16 protein-coding genes are annotated in these 18,730 nt (G+C 28.2%); 6 read left to right on the top strand and 10 right to left on the bottom strand.

Going from position 1 to position 18,730, the window contains the following annotated elements; translation table 11 throughout:
* Nucleotides 1-15 precede the first annotated feature (15 nt).
* Genes ribH through M9397_RS01485 form a run of 3 tightly spaced genes read left to right on the top strand, consistent with a single transcriptional unit; the run spans nt 16 to nt 1,511 of the window.
* Nucleotides 16-492: a 6,7-dimethyl-8-ribityllumazine synthase gene (ribH, locus tag M9397_RS01495; protein ID WP_250226643.1), complete on the top strand. Its 477-nt coding sequence runs from the start codon at nt 16-18 to the stop codon at nt 490-492.
* A gap of 27 nt (nt 493-519) precedes the next feature.
* A complete protein-coding gene (gene nusB / locus M9397_RS01490) occupies nt 520-960 on the top strand; it encodes a transcription antitermination factor NusB (RefSeq protein WP_250226642.1) in 441 nt (146 codons plus the stop codon).
* Between the two features lie 59 nt (nt 961-1,019).
* A complete protein-coding gene (locus M9397_RS01485; protein ID WP_250259855.1) occupies nt 1,020-1,511 on the top strand; it encodes a phosphatidylglycerophosphatase A family protein in 492 nt (163 codons plus the stop codon).
* A 126-nt stretch (nt 1,512-1,637) separates the two neighbouring features.
* Here M9397_RS01485 and dxs read toward each other — a convergent pair whose 3' ends face one another.
* Complete coding sequence (gene dxs / locus M9397_RS01480) at nt 1,638-3,515, bottom strand: 1-deoxy-D-xylulose-5-phosphate synthase (protein WP_250226640.1); 1,878 nt, start codon at nt 3,513-3,515, stop codon at nt 1,638-1,640.
* 36 nt (nt 3,516-3,551) lie between these two features.
* Nucleotides 3,552-4,472, bottom strand: coding sequence for a (2E,6E)-farnesyl diphosphate synthase (ispA, locus tag M9397_RS01475; RefSeq protein WP_320411834.1), 921 nt, complete (start codon nt 4,470-4,472; stop codon nt 3,552-3,554).
* A 282-nt stretch (nt 4,473-4,754) separates the two neighbouring features.
* Between ispA and thiI the strand changes: the two genes are divergently transcribed.
* Nucleotides 4,755-6,209 (top strand): tRNA uracil 4-sulfurtransferase ThiI, encoded by a 1,455-nt coding sequence (gene thiI / locus M9397_RS01470; RefSeq protein WP_250227193.1) that lies wholly within the window; start codon nt 4,755-4,757, stop codon nt 6,207-6,209.
* 110 nt (nt 6,210-6,319) lie between these two features.
* On the opposite strand, the gene M9397_RS01465 is transcribed toward thiI, so the two are convergent.
* The 6 genes from M9397_RS01465 to cyoA all read right to left on the bottom strand — a co-directional run bounded on the left by M9397_RS01465 (nt 6,320) and on the right by cyoA (nt 12,330).
* Nucleotides 6,320-7,480: an MFS transporter gene (locus tag M9397_RS01465; protein ID WP_250227192.1), complete on the bottom strand. Its 1,161-nt coding sequence runs from the start codon at nt 7,478-7,480 to the stop codon at nt 6,320-6,322.
* Between the two features lie 163 nt (nt 7,481-7,643).
* A complete protein-coding gene (gene cyoE / locus M9397_RS01460; protein ID WP_250227191.1) occupies nt 7,644-8,513 on the bottom strand; it encodes a heme o synthase in 870 nt (289 codons plus the stop codon).
* A 19-nt stretch (nt 8,514-8,532) separates the two neighbouring features.
* The gene (cyoD, locus tag M9397_RS01455; protein ID WP_250227190.1) at nt 8,533-8,841 is read right to left on the bottom strand and encodes a cytochrome o ubiquinol oxidase subunit IV; all 309 of its coding nucleotides are present in this window, start codon (nt 8,839-8,841) and stop codon (nt 8,533-8,535) included.
* A gap of 3 nt (nt 8,842-8,844) precedes the next feature.
* Nucleotides 8,845-9,417, bottom strand: a complete 573-nt coding sequence (cyoC, locus tag M9397_RS01450) for a cytochrome o ubiquinol oxidase subunit III (RefSeq protein WP_250259853.1) — start codon at nt 9,415-9,417, stop codon at nt 8,845-8,847.
* The gene (gene cyoB, locus M9397_RS01445) at nt 9,410-11,371 is read right to left on the bottom strand and encodes a cytochrome o ubiquinol oxidase subunit I (protein WP_250227188.1); all 1,962 of its coding nucleotides are present in this window, start codon (nt 11,369-11,371) and stop codon (nt 9,410-9,412) included. The genes cyoC and cyoB overlap by 8 nt, the downstream gene beginning before the upstream one ends.
* A 74-nt stretch (nt 11,372-11,445) precedes the next feature.
* On the bottom strand, nt 11,446-12,330 hold the full coding sequence (gene cyoA / locus M9397_RS01440) for a ubiquinol oxidase subunit II (protein ID WP_250227187.1): 885 nt from the start codon (nt 12,328-12,330) through the stop codon (nt 11,446-11,448).
* A gap of 2,218 nt (nt 12,331-14,548) precedes the next feature.
* Here cyoA and clpP point away from each other — a divergent pair.
* The gene (gene clpP, locus M9397_RS01435) at nt 14,549-15,133 is read left to right on the top strand and encodes an ATP-dependent Clp endopeptidase proteolytic subunit ClpP (RefSeq protein ID WP_250227186.1); all 585 of its coding nucleotides are present in this window, start codon (nt 14,549-14,551) and stop codon (nt 15,131-15,133) included.
* 143 nt (nt 15,134-15,276) lie between these two features.
* Nucleotides 15,277-16,533, top strand: coding sequence for an ATP-dependent Clp protease ATP-binding subunit ClpX (gene clpX, locus M9397_RS01430; protein ID WP_250227185.1), 1,257 nt, complete (start codon nt 15,277-15,279; stop codon nt 16,531-16,533).
* A gap of 221 nt (nt 16,534-16,754) precedes the next feature.
* Here the strand turns inward: clpX and M9397_RS01425 are convergent, their stop codons facing one another.
* Nucleotides 16,755-17,009 carry an oxidative damage protection protein gene (locus M9397_RS01425; RefSeq protein WP_250227184.1) on the bottom strand — a complete coding sequence of 85 codons (255 nt, stop codon included), beginning with the start codon at nt 17,007-17,009 and terminating at the stop codon, nt 16,755-16,757.
* A gap of 62 nt (nt 17,010-17,071) precedes the next feature.
* Nucleotides 17,072-18,127, bottom strand: coding sequence for an A/G-specific adenine glycosylase (gene mutY, locus M9397_RS01420; RefSeq protein ID WP_250227183.1), 1,056 nt, complete (start codon nt 18,125-18,127; stop codon nt 17,072-17,074).
* Between the last annotated feature and the right edge of the window lie 603 nt (nt 18,128-18,730).

Below are 18,730 nucleotides of genomic sequence, written 5' to 3'. Positions count from 1 at the left end.
AATCACAGGATTATTATGAATATTATTGAAAGCGATACTATGGCAAATAACGCTAAAATTGCTATCGCTGTCGTTAGATTTAATCGATTCGTTAATAACAATTTATTGGAAGGAGCTGTTGATATTTTAAAAAGAATTGGACACATAAAGGATGAAAATATAACCATAATTTGGGTACCAGGTGCTTATGAATTACCATTAACTTCACAAGCATTGGCTATTAGTCACAAATACGATGGACTAATAGCTTTAGGTACAGTGATTCGTGGATTTACTGCACATTTTGAATTTGTTGCAAAAGAATGTAGTTATGGGCTATCTAAAATTTCCATGGAAAACACTTTACCTATTGGATTTGGATTACTTACTACAGATAATATTGGTCAAGCTATAGAACGTTCAGGTATTAAATCTAATAACAAAGGATCTGAAGCTGCTTTGGCTGTTTTAGAAATGATTAATATACTAAAAATAATCAAAAATAGTTCTTAACATATATAAGAATACGAAAGGAATTATGTGAAAACAATTAGTAGAAGACGTGCTCGTGAATGTGCATTACAAGCATTGTATTCTTGGCAATTATCTCAAAATAATACTGAAGAAATAGAACATTATATTATAAAAGAACAAGATATTCAAAGTTTTAATATTTCTTATTTTCATGAATTATATATTGGAGTAATAAGTTGTGCGGAAGAATTAGATAAATTAATGATGCCGTATCTATCTCGAAATTTGGAACAATTAGGTTATATTGAACATTTAGTGTTGCGTATTGCATTATTCGAGCTTACTAAATGTAGTAACACTATACCATATAAAGTGGCCATTAATGAAGCAATTGAGCTTGTAAAAAATTTTGGAGCTGAAAAAAGTCATAAATTTATTAATGGAGTATTAGATAATATAGCCGATCAACTCTATGTTTGTAAAAAAATAATTTTAAAAACACAGTGATTGTTTTCATCGATCACACATCAGTTTAGGCGTTTGCTGATATAATCATAGCGTGATTCATGATTAATAATAACTTGAAATTATCTAAAATATGGTGTTTGTTTGCCACTGGTTTTGGTTTAGGAACAATTTCTTATCTGCCAGTAGGTACTGTAGCGTCATTATTGGCCATACCAATATGGTGGATTTTGATGTATTTATTTTCATTTCAATTTTATTTTTTGTTTCTGATTATTGGGATAGGATTAGGTATATATTTTTGTGATCACACTACTAAAATCATTGGTATTCATGATCCTCAATCAATCGTTTGGGATGAATTTATTGGCATGTGGATAACATTAAGTGTAGTACCAGTACCAATACATAATAATTGGTTATGGACGATCATCGCTTTTTTGTTATTTAGAATTTTTGATATCGTAAAACCCTGGCCAATTTCCTGGTGTGACCGCGAAATAAAAGGCGGATTTGGAATCATCATAGATGATATATTGGCAAGTATTTTATCAATTTGCATCATTTTATTGCTAATGCATTTATTTTATTAAAATATTTACATATATATATATGCTGAATGCTGAACTATAGTTGAGTTAATTGTATTGTGTTAGATCATTCATTCAAAACGTCATCATACCACAAACACTACATCACATGATGTAGTGTTTGTGGTTTCAATGTATCCATTTTATAATTTTTTTATAAATACCTATACTATCTAATCCAAGCTCAGACAACATCTCTGATTGTGAACCTTGGGGAATAAAAAAATCAGGCAAACCAATATTTAAAACTGGAACTGATAATTTATTCTTCATAACAAATTCATTTACCCCACTTCCGGCCCCCCCCACTATTGTATTTTCCTCTAATGTTATTAATACTTGGTGATTTTTAGAAAGATTTTTTATTAGTTTTTCATCTAATGGCTTAACAAATCTCATGTCCACTAAAGTTGCGTTTAATTCAGATGCAACATTATAAGCTGACTGTAATAAAGTTCCAAAATTAAGAATAGCGATACAATGTCCCTTACGACGTATTACACCCTTACTTAAAGGTAAAGTATACAATTCCGTTGTATCTAGTAAATTACCAGGCACAGCATATCCTTTAGGATAACGTACAACACTAGGCCCATACCGATAACGATATCCTGTATATAACATCAGCTTACATTCACACGCATCACTTGGAGTCATTATTATCATATTCGGAATACAACGTAAATACGACAAATCAAAAGCACCTTGATGAGTTTGTCCATCTGCTCCAACAATACCTCCTCGATCAACAGCAAATAATACAGGTAAATTTTGAATTGCTATATCATGAATTACTTGATCATATGCGCGTTGCAAAAATGTTGAATAAATAGCGACAATAGGTTTATAACCTGCTATAGCTAATCCAGCAGCAAATGTCACAGCATGTTGCTCAGCAATTGCAACATCAAAGTATTGTTTTGGATATTTCTGAGAAAAGATACTCATTCCGGAGCCTTCTCTCATCGCAGGGGTAATTCCTATAATCTTATTATCTCGAGCAGCAACTTGGCATAACCAATCACCAAAAATCGTAGAATAAGTTATATTTTTAGAATGTTCTACCGGTAATGATCCGCTTTCAGGATCAAATTTTGGCACTGCGTGCCATTTAATAGGATCTTTTTCTGCAGGTTCATATCCAAAACCTTTTTTGGTAATAACATGTAAAAATTGTGGACCTTTCATATCACGTATATTTTTTAACATATATATTAATTCTAATACATCATGCCCGCTGATAGGACCAATATAATTAAAACCAAGTTGAGAAAATAATGAACTTGATGTACCGCTGCTAGAATTATTGATTGGGTTACTAATATGTTTGATCAATTTCTTAGTTGATAAAACATCAGACAATATTTTGTTATTATCTATTTTTAAATCCAAATATACTTGTTCTGATGAAATATGAGTATGATGATTATTCAATGCTCCTACGTTTTCTGAAATAGACATTTCATTATCATTTAAAATAATCAATAAATCAGATTTTATAGATCCAGCATGATTCATTGCTTCAAAAGCCATCCCAGCAGTTATAGCTCCATCCCCTATAACACATACAGTACGCCGTCCTAGCATTTCTCGTTCTGCAGCTATTGCTAAAGCTAACCCTGCGCTAATCGAAGTAGAAGAATGTCCTACTGATAACACATCATATTCACTTTCATCGCGACAAGGAAAAGGATGTAACCCATGCCGCCTTCTAATACTAAAAATACGTTCGCGCCGACCCGTAAGAATTTTATGTGGATATGCTTGATGCCCTACATCCCAAATTAAATAATCAAATGGAGTATTATATACATAATGCAATGCTACAGTAAGTTCTATAGTTCCTAATCCAGATGCAAAATGTCCACTAGATCTACTGACACTAGTTAAAAGAAATTGACGTAATTCATTACATAATGTTGTTAAATAATCTTCAGATAATTGTCTTAATTCTTTAGGAGTATTGATCAAACCTAATATAGGATATTTATTTAAATTACAGTTCATATTAAATTTTATCTAATATTATTTATGTATGTAATATTAGTTGTTACGTTTAATAATATAACGTGAAAATGCAGATAAAATATTAACGTTATAACCTAATTTCGCAATATATTTTAAAGATGTTAATGATTCACAATATAAATCTTGAGCTTTAGTACGAGCTGTTCTTAATCCTAATATCTTCGGATAAGTGTTGATGTCATTATCTTTCGATTGCATACTGCGATTTTTTTCATGATCATATGAATGTGAAACATCTATAATATCGTCTTGTATTTGAAAAGCCAATCCTATAGTTGCAGCATAATGATCTAGAAATGCCAATACATCGTTGTCATAGCTCTTATTTCCTGCTGCTAAAGCTCCAATGCGAACTGCAGCTCGAATTAACGACCCTGTTTTGTGCTGGTATATGGCTTCTAACTGTGTGGCTGAAATATTTTTATTATTTTTACTAATTAAATCTAAAGATTGACCTAAACACATTCCATTAGCGCCACTGGCGGCAGCTAATGTAGCAATCATTTTTAAGCGAGCTTGATCTGTGACAGTTGGCATATGTGCTTCTGAAAGAATAGTAAAAGCTAATGTATGAAGAGCATCTCCTGCTAAAACAGCAATAGATTCTCCAAATTTGACATGACATGTTGGACGTCCTCTACGCAATTTATCGTTATCCATAATGGGTAGATCATCGTGAATGAGAGAATAAGCATGTATACACTCAATAGCAGCGGCTGGAGCATTAAGATTTGACGATCTAATACCAAACAATTTACCTATTTGATAAACTAAAAAAGGACGTAAACGTTTTCCTCCCAACAAAACACTATAACGTATTGCTTGTATAAGAAGAGATACATCTTGTTTAAGAAATATAACCAAATAACGTCTAATAGCGTCGTCAACTCGTTGATGACTGTCACGTAACTCATTAACTAAATCAATCATAAACATAATATTTCAATATACCGTAATACAAACACTATTAGATGTGTATATGTAAATATACATGCACGTACATAATAATATTACATAATAAAAATATCTATATGTTAGTAGAATTATTTTTATAAATTTGTATATTGATTATGTATATAATAGCTTATCACAATTTTTGGCGATAAACCGAAAAAAAGATCGTGGCATTATATAAATAGTAATATTTATATAATATATTATTGCTATATCTAATATATCGTTCTTATGCTTATCTATCTTAGTAGATAAAATATTTATATGAAAATAATTATAAAATTATCACCAGAAATCACAATAAAAAGTCGTGCTGTACGAATTTTTTTTATAAAAATTTTGATTAGCAACATCAAAACTATTTTTAAAAAAAATAACGAATTAGCATCAATTGTACGTCATTGGGATTATCTTGAAGTAATATGTAACAATAACCAAAAAATATGCGCTATTTTAGTGAATATTCCTGGCATTCATCATTTCTTTTTAATTAAAAAACATATATTTCATTCTTTACAGGATATTTATGAAAAAATTATACTCAGTTTGAACTACGATATTAAATTATCAGGAACAAGTTTTTGTGTGCGAGTTAAACGCCGTGGTAAACATAATTTCACTTCACAGGAAGTTGAACATTATTTAGGAAATAAATTATGTCAAAATATAAATAATATTAGAGTTAACTTAACACAACCTGAAAAAACTATATATTTAGAAATCAAAGATAATCAACTTTTTATAATTATTAAACGTTATGAAGGATTAGGAGGTTTTCCGATAGGTACGCAACAAGAAGTGTTGTCATTAATTTCAGGAGGATTTGATTCAGCAGTTGCTAGCTATATGTTAATTCGGAGAGGATGTAAAGTTAATTATTGTTTTTTTAATTTAGGTGGAGCTACGCATGCTATTGAAGTATGTAGAGTGATATATTTTCTATGGAATAAATTTAGTAGTTCTCATAAAATAAAATTTATTTCTATTGATTTTTCAGAAGTCATCAAAGAAATTATTGATAAAATAAAAGATAACCAAATAGGAGTAGTGTTAAAACGTATGATGATACGTACTGCATCATTGGTAGCCAATCGTTGTAAAATTACCGCGTTGATAACAGGAGAAGTTCTAGGACAGGTATCAAGCCAAACTTTAAGCAACCTAACACTCATTGACAATGTTTCTAATCATGTAATATTTCGTCCTTTAATTGCTTACGACAAAGAAAAAATTATTGATTTAGCTCGAAAGATAGGGACAGAAATATTTTCAAAATCTGTTCCAGAATATTGTGGAATAATATCAAAAAAATCAACCACAAAAACAACAAAACAACTCATTGAGTTTGAAGAAAATAATTTTGATTTCACTGTATTAGACCGTGCAGTGTCTCAATCCTATGTAATAGACATACAAAATATTCCTGATCAAATCATCAATCAACATGTATTGCAAATAGAAACGAAAAAAATATTAGACACTAATGATATAGTGTTAGATATACGAACAGAAATTGAACAAGAAAAAAATCCTCTTTTTCTCAACAATATAGAAATGATAAAAATACCTTTTTATAAACTAATAGGTCAATTTTATAAATTAGATCCAGATAAAGTATATTTATTATATTGTGATCATGGCATAATGAGTAGATTACAAGCAATACATTTGTATGAACAAGGATTCCGTAATGTAAAAATATACAGACCACCTAAATAATATATCAGGTAATTATATCTCGAACAAATATTCAATCAAAAATTTTAACTAAAAAATCAAAATAATTATACTATAGTAATAGTGATGTTTGTATAGTTTATAAAAACCAATTAATGTAGAGTATTACTCACTATAACACACAGAAAAGATATAATTAATGAAAAAAATAATACTAACCATGCTCCTGTCATGTCTAATAAAAATCCACCTACAATCCCACCGAACCCTATACCTAAAAATTGACCAATAGAATAAATACTAATAGTAGTTCCTTTATATTTTTTTAGAGCTTCTTTATTTATCAAAGCAGGTAATATTGTTTCTATTATACTAAATGCTATAAAAAATAACTGCATTCCGAGCAAAAACATCTTATAGTAAGATATGTTAATGAACATAATTAATTCAGATAAAAATAAAATACTCATACAAGCAATTAATATTTTTTTTGCATAATTTTTACCTTCAGAATAAAAAATACATGCCACTACTGCAACCGAAGATATTAGCATAATAACACTATAAATTTCCCAATGGATACTCAGAGGAAATCCTAAATTGATCATTGTTTTAGGTAAAACAATAAGATTTAACATTAAAATAGTGTGTATAAAAAATATGCTGACATTTAATTTTATTAATTGTGAATGAGTTAATATTTGTTTAATGTTATCGAATATCATGAACAAATTTTCATCGTTTTTCGCACAATGAGAAGAAATAGGTGGTTTTATAATATAAGTTAGAACAATAGCTAATATAGCTAATATACTAATACTATGAAATAGTCCGTTTAATCCAAACCTATCAGTAATAATTGGTCCAAAAACCATAGAAGCAGCAAAAGCTATACCAACACTCATTCCAACTGAAGCCATAGCTTTTACGTGATGTTGTTCTCGTACGGAATCTAACAATAATGCTATAAGTACGCTACCAATAGCTCCTGATCCTTGTAGCGCTCGTCCTGTGATAACTCCCCAAATATTATTAGTAGTGGCCGCTATTTCACTTCCCAAAATAAACAACACTAATCCTCCGACAATAACAGATTTACATCCAATTTTATCAGACATAAGTCCAAAAGGTAATTGACACATTATTTGCATTAGGCCATATATTCCAATAGCTATACCTATTAAACTGCCATTTACTCCTTGTAAAGAAACAGCATGAATGGTTAAAACAGGTAATATCATAAATACTCCTACCATGCGTAACGCGAATATCATGCTTATTCCTAATATAGTAAGAAATTCTTTTTTAGTCATTATAATATTTTAATGGATAAATATAGAAAATATACTAAACTTAATATTTTAAAAACATCGATATATATGAAATATTAAAAAATTTTATGAATATTGAAAAATACCATATTATTTATTCATTACATTGATAGTATTACATATACGTGTTTATAGTAATACATTTTTATGTAGCAAACAAAATACCATCTAAGGATAAAAGTAAATTTAAAGACACTATGACGACAAGAGATAAAAAAAACATTTTTTTTGCCCACAAACTATCATTGTTAATTATTTTATAACCATACAATCCCACATATAACCACCATGCATTCATTATACTAATGATGATTAAAAACATGTAACTAGTATATCCCATAGCAGTAAATACTATATTTGCTACAATAAATCCAATTATATAAACAACCATATGATTTTTAGTAGACTCCACTCCCTTTTGAATAGGGAAAGTTGGAATAAAAGCTACTTTATAATCATGTAATCGTAAAATACTAATGGCATAAGAATGCGGGACTTGCCACAAACTAAACATTATTAACAATATCAAAGCTCCTACATCAAATTGATTTGCAACGGTACAATATCCAATGATTGGCGGCATCGCTCCTGATATACTACCCACTATTACGCTATAAATAGATCTACGTTTCATCCATAGACTATATACACCGACATATATAAATAAACCTATTGCTGCTAAAAATACTGTTAAAAAATTTCTAGTAAAACCCAAAAATAAAAACCCAGATATACTTAAGATTACTGCATATAATATACTTTTATTTAAAAAAAGTTGATTGTATTTTACTAAGACTCTATGTTTAGTTCGCTCCATAACCGCATCAATATCTCGATCAATAATATTATTTAACACACAACTAGCAGCTATAATTAAGGCTATCCCTATAATCATAGGGATAAATAAAGGATAAGATACATGCTTTCGTGAGGCTATTAAAAACCCCCCTATAGATGACATTATATTACCTACAACAATTCCTGGTTTTATTAAATGAAAATAATATTTCATCATAACAATTAAATTATATTAGTCAAATCATCAAATTATAATGCAAATGTGTCATAATCCACACGCTTCCTAACACAAGAATAAAAACAATAAACACTGTGAATATTAAAGATATTAAACTCCATGCTTGATTAGACATATTTCCCACATGTAAAAAGAAAATTAAATGAACGAAAATCTGAATTACTGAGCAAGATACGATGATATTTATTAATATTTCTTTATTCATTGTGTCATATGATGCAACCACAAAAAATGGAATAATTGTCAAAACAACAGATAACACAAATCCAATTAAATATGATTGCTGTGTTGTATATCCATTCTTCATGAATCATAGTACTCCTATTAAATATACTTCAGTAAATACACATATCCATATAATATCGAGAAAATGCCAGAACAAACCTAAACACTGTATTCGTATGTAATTAGTGTATGTTAATCCTTCATATATAATATGTATAATCATTACTACAATCCAAATAAGACCCCCTATCACATGTAAACCATGAGTCCCTACCAAAGTAAAAAAAGAAGAAAGAAATGCACTGCGACACGGGTTGTTTCCTAATTTAATTAAATGATGAAATTCATATATCTCCATGCTAATAAAACATAGCCCTAATAAAAAAGTTATACCCATCCAAATATTTATTTGTTTCATATATGATTTTTCAGCATACATCATAACTTTACCATAAGTCAGGCTACTTAATAACAAACAACAAGTTTCTATGAACACAAAAGGTAATGAAAATATATCTTTACTCGAAGAAAAATTTACTGTGCTATTATGCAATACCAGATATATTGCAAATAAACTTGCAAATAAAATACAATCACTCATTATGTATAACCAAAAACCAAATATTGTCTTTATATTTAAATTGTTATGTTTATACATTATTAACACATTCAATTTCTTTAATTTTATCTATTGATACGTAATATTCCGTATCATCATTAAATGTATGAATAATCCAAGTTGCTATTATTCCAACCACACTAAAAATAACGAGCCACCATATATACCAAATCATAGAAAATCCAAATAATAAACTGAAAAAAGATATAACAATACCAGAACAAGTATTTTTAGGCATATGTATAGATTGATATTGATCAGCACAAGAATATACGTTTCTATTATTTTTTACATACCAAAAAACATCACGATCGTTGTTTATGATAGGAATAATCGCAAAATTATAAAATGGCGGGGGAGAAGCAACAGCCCATTCTAAAGTAGATCCATTCCATGGATTTCCATTTATATCTTTATATTTATCACGATGTACAATACTGACTGCTATTTGAATACATTGACACAGAATACCCAACCCAATCAATATAGTGCCTATTGATGCAGTTATTAACATTGACGAAAATATTGGATCAATATGTTGGCTTAAACGACGAGTCATACCCATAAACCCTAAAATATATAACGGCATAAACGCTATATAAAATCCAACCATCCAAAACCAAAAAGCTCGTTTCCCCCATTGTTCATTCAACATATAACCAAAAGCTTTAGGAAACCAATAGGTAGCACCAGCAAAACAACCAAACAATACCCCTCCAATGATAACATTATGAAAATGTGCAATTAAAAACAAACTATTATGTAATACAAAATCAGCTCCAGGAACAGATAATAATACTCCAGTCATGCCTCCTATGGAAAATGTAATAATAAATCCAATAGTCCACATCATTGGAGAAGTAAAAATAATTTTTCCTCGATACATAGTAAATAACCAGTTAAACACTTTTACTCCGGTTGGAATGGCAATGATCATAGTCATAATACCGAAAAATGCATTGACGTTAGCACCTGCACCCATGGTAAAAAAATGGTGCAACCATACACAAAAAGATAATATAGTAATAGCGATAGTAGCCCACACTAATGAAGTATATCCAAACAACTTCTTTTGTGAGAAAGTAGAAACAACCTCTGAAAATACACCAAATACGGGCAATACTAAAATATATACTTCTGGATGACCCCAAGCCCAAAATAGATTGATGTACATCATCATATTTCCACCTAAATCATTAGTAAAAAAATGAGTTCCTAGATAACGATCTAATGTTAATAAAGCGATAGTAACAGTCAAAATCGGAAAAGCTACAATGATTAATGTATTTGTGCATAAAGCAGTCCAAGTAAAAACTGGCATTTTCATCATTGACAATCCCGGAGCTCGCATGTATAAAATTGTAGTGAAAAAATTTATACCAGTTAAAGTAGTTCCTATTCCGGAAATTTGTATACTCCATATCCAATAATCAACACCAACACCAGGACTGTATTCTTTACTTGATAGCGGCGGGTAACCTGACCATCCTGTTTGAGCAAATTCCCCTATTCCTAAGGAAAGATTCATTAAAATTACACCCACCATAAACAACCAAAAACTCAAAGAATTTAAAAAAGGAAAAGCAACATCCCTCGCTCCAATTTGTAATGGAACCACTAAGTTCATTAATCCTATTACAAACGGAGTAGCCATGAATATGATCATAATTACTCCATGAGCAGTAATTACTTGGTTATAATGATGAGCTGAAAGAAATTCATACGATCCAGAAGAAGAGAGAGCTTGTTGCGCTCTCATCATGATTGCATCAGCAAAACCACGTAAAAACATAACACATGAGACTATAATATACATAATCCCAATTTTTTTATGATCTACAGAAGTAAACCATTCATTCCAAAGGTATCGCCATTTACTATAATATGTAATAACACCAGAAAGAATTATTCCAATAAAAAGAATAACGACGACTGTCGACATAATAACTGGATCTTCATATGGAATAGAATGTATTGTTAATTTTCCAAACATTACTTTATTATCCTTATATATTCACAACATTTCCTAAAACCATCATACTTTATACTAAAAAACATGAATTATATCTAAAAATATTCTTTTTTTTGATGTGAAAATTTATTAATTACATTATCAAATAAGTGGGGTTCTACATTGGAAAAATAAATGATCGGATGATATTCGCTAGGTTTAGCTAATTTCTCATACATTGACATATTATTAATTTGGTAAAGTGATTTTTGAGCTTTTTGTATCCATTGTTCAAATTCTTGTTTCGTTTGCGTAGCAACAACAGTAAATTTCATACCAGAAAATCCTCGACCACTAAAATTTGATGAAATACCTTTATATTGACCTGCCATGTTAGCTATTAAATATAACTCCGTACGCATTCCAGCCATCGCATAAATTTGCCCCCCTAATTGAGGAATAAAAAAAGAATTCATAACCGAATTAGAAGTAACGTTGAATTTTATTGGCGTATTTGCCGGAAAAACAAGCTCGTTAATAACTGCTATATTTTGTTTTGGATAAACAAAAAGCCATTTCCAATCTAATGATATAACATTAATAATAATCGGTGGTTCAATAGATGATACAATAGGGTTTTTAGGGTCTAATTTATGAGTAGATTTCCAAGTTACAGTCCCTAAAAACAGAATAATCAAAATTGGCACAGCCCACACTATAAATTCTATTTTTTTAGAGTTTACCCAATTAGGACTATATCGCGTATTTCTAAGATTAGACGCTCTATATTTTATAGTAAAAAAAACCGTCATCATAATTACCGGGACAACTATACTAAGCATTAATCCGAATGCGGTTAAGATCAATGAACGTTCCTCTATCCCAATTTGACCTTTAGGATTTAATAAAACTAAACTACTGCATCCATTTAATACTGTTGTCACGCTATATAGCAATAATGAAATACATATTTTTCTATGTTTGTATGCTCTGAATTTCATCAATAACTCTAATACGAATATATATATATGCATATATATATATATTTGTTAAGTGTTTACATTAAACATCCTACTCCAAACCTTCATTAATGTAAATAAATTATATATATATCTAAAAAATCTTCATAACTACCATTGGTTAAAAGATGTTAAATATAAGTGAATATATTATTCAAAAATTAACTTCATTAGCAATGCCAAAACAACACTAAATACTCCATTACTTAGTAATTTGTACCAATACTTCTTATATTGCCATATAATTAGTTTCATTTTATTACCACACAAATTTAGAGCAAAAATTAATTTAATTAATTATTTCACATATCTATTTATTAATAGAATCATGTAATATTTATACATATGATGTTATTACAATTCAGTATATTAACAAATTCAAAAATATAAGTTAACCACTCAGTGGTTATTTATTAGATGTATATTTAAATTGAAGGCCTGTTATATTATGTAGTGTATAAAATAAAAATAAATAAATCGAGTACGCGTAATGATTCAAAATATTACATATTTAATGGAGATACGTTACTGTTATTCTATTCCACAGATATTGTTAAATACAGAATATTTGCGCAATCAATATATCTTTCTAAAAAATATATATTCATAAAATTTCATACTCAAAAAAATACTTTTCTTTTTAGAAGAAAATTATGAAGTAATTATTCGACATAAAATCATGGTAACATTGGATATAATTAAAATTATTATGAATTTTATTATCAAAAAAAATCAATTCAATTAATTGAACTACATACAGCAATATATACTTTTGTAAAATAATAAAAACTTTGTGCATGTTGTCATAATAAACATATATATTAAATATCAAAATTTAAAAATCAAAAACGGATATTGATTATAGATTTTAGAAATATATACAATATACGTACACAGAAATGCGGTAATAAAAAAGTTACCGTTGAAATAGGATCGCTTTTAACATTGCCGTATTATCTTATGATAGAATATAAGATAATAAAAATTGGGGGATATTGTTATTATGATTAATACAAATAATCAGTTTTCACAATTTATAAGAAAAGATATTTAATTATGCATAGAAAATATATTTAACATAAAAATTAATATTCAACATAAATTATCGTTTTACTGTCCTCTATTAAAGAAGATACACAGATTTATTATTATGATGATTTCTAATAGCATGAAAATTCTAAAGTTTTTAAAAGCAAATCAGCATTATATGGAATGTACGATTCCACAGAATAATACGACAAAAAATAAATATACGGGAAAATTCAAGAATTCGTTGATATTATTACCAATGATATTATTTAGAATAAATAAACAATTAAATAACAAAACAGTATATCACTGTTCTCATAATGTTGAATTCTTTTCTATATTTAATAACACATAAACTGATAGTTTCAAAGCAATAAGATAACAAAATGTATAATACCAAATCAAACCTATAAACAAAAATCACTACAACTATTCTTGCTAAGAATAGTTAACTTTAAATTCAAGGAAAACATTACATAAAATTCACGTTACTATGATGTAGTAACGTTATCTAAAAATTAAATGTTAAATTATGGTTTCTAACTAATAAAAATTATTAATAATATATAAATACATCAAACTCAACGTTTCAAACAATGTTATCATACAACATAAATACAACAAAGATAAAAATATATTAGTTTCCCTTTTTGGAGAACAGTAATTAATTTCATTCTTGATTTAAAAAAATTAATTACAAGAAATTACATGTAACAATTGAATAAATCTATATTAAAGTGCATAAGTAACATTAAATTATTAAGGAATATCGATTGCAATAATAGTTATTTTAATTAATTGACTAATCAAATTAATTAAATTATAAATAATCAGTTCTCATCAATGGAAAATTTTTTCAACATATTTTTTACATACAATAGTGAGTCGTATATAAAATACAACAAGAATAGATAACACATATATAAATTTGTAAACATTTTCTATTATAGTCTTGCAAAATTTAATCAATAATCAATTAATGCAAACTATAACGCTCAATCATTGCTTCTTAATAGAATATGAATATTAAATTTAGTTTGAAATTTTTCATAAATTATATTATATCGAGGTTTACACAACAATTCGGTATAACAAGTATATAATACAAGAGGGTGCAATACATGCTACTATATAATATCCATATAATTTTACAACATTTTATTATCATCCTATGATAGTAATTCCAACAGTCATAGAACATACTATTCGCGGAGATCGATCATACGATATATTTTCTTTATTACTCAAGGAAAGAATTATCTTTATGACAGGAACAATTGAAGATAGCATAGCTAATTTGATTGTTGCTCAGATGATTTTTTTAGAATCAGAAAATTCAGAAAAAGACATCCACTTGTATATTAACTCTCCGGGAGGAGTAATCACTGCAGGGATGTCGATATACGATACTATACAGTTTGTAAAACCTGATGTTAGTACATTTTGCATGGGGCAAGCTGCGTCAATGAGTGCTTTTCTATTAGCCTCTGGTACTAAAGGTAAGCGATTTTGTTTGCCGAATGCTCGAATCATGATTCATCAACCATTAGGATGTTTTCAAGGACAAGCTACTGATATTGCTATTCATACCAGAGAAATATTAAAAATTAAAAACAATATCAATAAGCTTATGGCCAAACATACCGGACAATCTATTGATGCTATCAATAAAGATACAGAACGAGATTGTTTTCTATCTGCTGATGAAGCCATGAAATATGGATTGATAGATTGTGTATTATCTCAACGAATATAAATTTAAATTATTACTTGATTTATATTTTTTATCGTAATCAATCATACATAATAAATTTTATGTCTGAATTTGTTATTTATATATCAAAATAATTTATAGCTTATTTTTACATTAATTAATCGTAAACGGAAGGATATCAAACTGTGAACGATAATCATCAAGATCATTCAAAAAATATATTATGTTGTTCATTTTGTGGAAAAGATCAAAATCAAGTATTAAAATTAATTGCTGGATTGTCAGCTCATATTTGTGATACATGTGTTGCTTTATGTAAAGATATAATTATCCAAGAAAGTCAAGATAAAATAATTAACGAACAATCAATTACATACCCCACACCTTGTGAAATCAAAAATTATTTAGACGATTACGTTATTGGACAGGAATATACTAAAAAAGTACTATCAGTAGCAGTATATAATCATTACAAACGTTTACGTAATGAAAAGATATGCGCAAATAATACAAAATTATTTAAAAGTAACATTTTATTAATCGGTCCTACAGGAAGCGGTAAAACATTGTTAGCAGAAACATTAGCTCGGTTTCTTAACGTACCATTTGCTATATCAGATGCTACTACTTTGACAGAAGCGGGCTACGTAGGTGAAGATGTAGAAAACGTTGTACAGAAATTATTACAACGATGTAATTATGACGTGAATAAAGCACAACAAGGAATTATTTATATAGATGAAATAGATAAAATATCTAAAAAATCAGAAAATCTTTCTATTACTCGAGATGTTTCCGGGGAAGGAGTACAACAAGCTTTATTGAAGTTGATTGAAGGGACCACAGCTGCGGTACCCCCACAAGGGGGGCGTAAACATCCTCAGCAAGAATTTATACAAGTAGATACTACTAATATTCTTTTTATTTGTGGGGGTGCTTTTTTTGGTTTGGATCAAATTGTTCAGCAACGCACTACTAGCAAACGTACAATTGGCTTTCGAGTTTTAGAAAATAACAACGATATAACAAAAAACACTGAGCATGCATTATTAACACAAATTGAGCCAGAAGATTTAATTAAATTTGGTTTAATTCCAGAATTTGTTGGTCGACTTCCAATAATTTCTATTTTAGATGAACTGAGAGAAAAAGAATTAATTAAAATCTTAAAAGAACCAAAGAATGCTTTAATAAAACAATATGAAACATTATTTCATATTGATGGAGTGAAATTAGAATTTTCCGAAACATCATTGATTGCTATTGCTAAAAATGCTATGGAAAAAAAAATTGGTGCTCGTGGACTGAGAACTATCCTAGAGAACATATTATTAGATATAATGTTTGAGTTACCTTCTCAAAATAATATAGATAAAATAATAATTGACGAATCAGTAATATTTGGACAATCAAAACCACTGTTGATCTACACTTCATCATAAAATTAGCCAAACTTAAGTGTATTCTCTCGTAGAATAATAACTACATGTAAACACTTCTTATACATTGGGAATAAAAAATTCATTACATCATAATCTCTTACACTACTGTAAATATAAGATTGAAAAAATTTGCATATAATGTTAATCATCAATGCATGACTATTTTTAGTTATAATGTTGTTATTAAAAATAATTATAATTGAAATAAAAACTTTAAATAATTAATTATTTTTTATTGAAAAATTTTTTCCAAATAAAAAAATTTTCATTTCTTTTTCAAGTATTGTACGATCTGAAGTATTCATCATATTTAATTTATTTTCATTGATTAAAATAGTTTGCTTATCTTTCCATTGCATCCATGCAATTTTAGAGATATGTTCATAAATATACTTTCCCAAAGCTCCTGGATAACATGGAGCATCTAATTTTTCAGCATATCTTTTTAAAAAAATACAATAAACTATTTTGGACATTATTAAAATCCCGTATTGTAACAATCATTTTATGAAAATTTGGATATTTAATGTTTACTATATTATAACTGTAATTTCTGTAGTAGAGTAGAAATTGGTTTAGGTAATCCAATAGTTGGGGGATGTATCAAATCATACCAAATCCCATCTTTTTTATAATTTACCTTCTTGTTTATATTGATCAATATTGGTTTGATTTCTAAATCAATATTACTCAATTTATGTTTTAAAATAGACAGATTTATACGTTGATTACTATTAAGATTGTAGTTTAATAACCAATTATTTAATACTTTAAGATTAGAAAATTCAGGAAAACAAAACAATCCACCCCATATTCCTTGATATGATCGTTTTTCCAGCCATATCATTTTCATTTGATACTGTTGTGACAACAACAACAGAAACCAGATAGTTTTCTTAAGTAATCTTTTTTGAAGTTTTTTTCTGGGATATTGATCAGCACAATGATTCAAAAAAGATTGACAATTTTCTTGAAGAGGACAATCACTGCAAAGTGGATACATGTTAGTACATATTAATCTCCCAAGATCCATCATAGCTTGATTAAAAGCCGCGACTTCTACATTAGGAAGCAATTGCTCGATTAATAACCATAGTTTATTATTCACCTTAGAACTATTTCTTGATAAATAATAATCAAGGGCATAATATCTAATTAATATCCGTTTTACATTACCATCAAGAATAGGATAATGCTGATCTAATGTTAATGACAATATAGCTCCTGCAGTAGATTTTCCAATACCAGGAAAAGAAATAAGAGTATCGAAATCTTTTGGGAAATTACCATGATAATAATTTAAAATAATATTAGCTGTTTTATGCAGATTCCTAGCCCGTACATAATATCCTAATCCGCTCCACAAAAATAATACTTCATCTAATTCCGCTGTCGCTAATTGTTTAATTGTTGGAAATTTTGAAATAAATCGTTCATAATAAACAATTACAGTTTTTACTTGTGTTTGTTGTAACATGATTTCAGATAACCAAGTTTTATACATTGTTTTATTCAATTGCCACGGTAAATCTTGCGTTCTATATTTCTTATACCACAGTAGTATTTTTTCTGAAAAAATAATATCTTGAGCCATATGTTTTTATGTTATATAAAAAATCAAACGTAATTAAATATTATCCACATAGTACATAACTAACTAAAAATCCTATTAAAAGATATTCTTAAAAAATTAAAAATAATTACACTAAATAACAACACCGGATTAATTTTTCGTTAAAGTAAGTATAATTGTTTCAATTAACCAATAAGATATGAAATCTAATTCAAGAATTAATATGTTAATTTGTAATTATTTATTTAAAATGTCACTATACGATAAACCATTTTTTTGAGATATAAAAAATTTATCAATCCTGTTGTTTACTAATGACTAAAAATAGTATTCATATATCAGTACATATACGTTGAGTATAAATCAACTCATATGCACATTTTTAATGAAATTAAAAGTGATTATTGTAAATGTTTACTAAAAATGGCACAAACATCACAAACATTTTTAATATAATGCTGTATTCTAAGTATCTCAATTAAAATTCAGATATTTTATCTCTTTATCACAATCCCTAATTTTTTTTATTTATACTGATTATCTATTTTTAAAAAACAAGCACACAAAAACAACCCTTTCAAATATTCTGTGTTCAATTGAAATTTGAAATTTATAAAACATATA

The organism is Blochmannia endosymbiont of Camponotus sp. C-003, assembly GCF_023585685.1.
In the GTDB taxonomy this organism is placed as follows: domain Bacteria; phylum Pseudomonadota; class Gammaproteobacteria; order Enterobacterales; family Enterobacteriaceae; genus Blochmanniella.
Note: the sequence above shows the minus strand (reverse complement) of the source record. Positions and strands in the feature narration are given on the sequence as shown.

What these genes read in the sequence shown, in the direction of transcription:
- ribH (WP_250226643.1), top strand. Translation starts at nt 16, where the DNA reads ATGAATATTATTGAAAGCGATACTATGGCAAATAACGCTAAAATTGCT.
- M9397_RS01485 (WP_250259855.1), top strand. Translation starts at nt 1,020, where the DNA reads ATGATTAATAATAACTTGAAATTATCTAAAATATGGTGTTTGTTTGCC.
- dxs (WP_250226640.1), bottom strand. Translation starts at nt 3,515, where the DNA reads ATGAACTGTAATTTAAATAAATATCCTATATTAGGTTTGATCAATACT.
- ispA (WP_320411834.1), bottom strand. Translation starts at nt 4,472, where the DNA reads ATGTTTATGATTGATTTAGTTAATGAGTTACGTGACAGTCATCAACGA.
- thiI (WP_250227193.1), top strand. Translation starts at nt 4,755, where the DNA reads ATGAAAATAATTATAAAATTATCACCAGAAATCACAATAAAAAGTCGT.
- M9397_RS01465 (WP_250227192.1), bottom strand. Translation starts at nt 7,480, where the DNA reads ATGACTAAAAAAGAATTTCTTACTATATTAGGAATAAGCATGATATTC.
- cyoE (WP_250227191.1), bottom strand. Translation starts at nt 8,513, where the DNA reads ATGATGAAATATTATTTTCATTTAATAAAACCAGGAATTGTTGTAGGT.
- cyoD (WP_250227190.1), bottom strand. Translation starts at nt 8,841, where the DNA reads ATGAAGAATGGATATACAACACAGCAATCATATTTAATTGGATTTGTG.
- cyoC (WP_250259853.1), bottom strand. Translation starts at nt 9,417, where the DNA reads ATGTATAAACATAACAATTTAAATATAAAGACAATATTTGGTTTTTGG.
- cyoB (WP_250227188.1), bottom strand. Translation starts at nt 11,371, where the DNA reads ATGTTTGGAAAATTAACAATACATTCTATTCCATATGAAGATCCAGTT.
- cyoA (WP_250227187.1), bottom strand. Translation starts at nt 12,330, where the DNA reads ATGAAATTCAGAGCATACAAACATAGAAAAATATGTATTTCATTATTG.
- clpP (WP_250227186.1), top strand. Translation starts at nt 14,549, where the DNA reads ATGATAGTAATTCCAACAGTCATAGAACATACTATTCGCGGAGATCGA.
- M9397_RS01425 (WP_250227184.1), bottom strand. Translation starts at nt 17,009, where the DNA reads ATGTCCAAAATAGTTTATTGTATTTTTTTAAAAAGATATGCTGAAAAA.
- mutY (WP_250227183.1), bottom strand. Translation starts at nt 18,127, where the DNA reads ATGGCTCAAGATATTATTTTTTCAGAAAAAATACTACTGTGGTATAAG.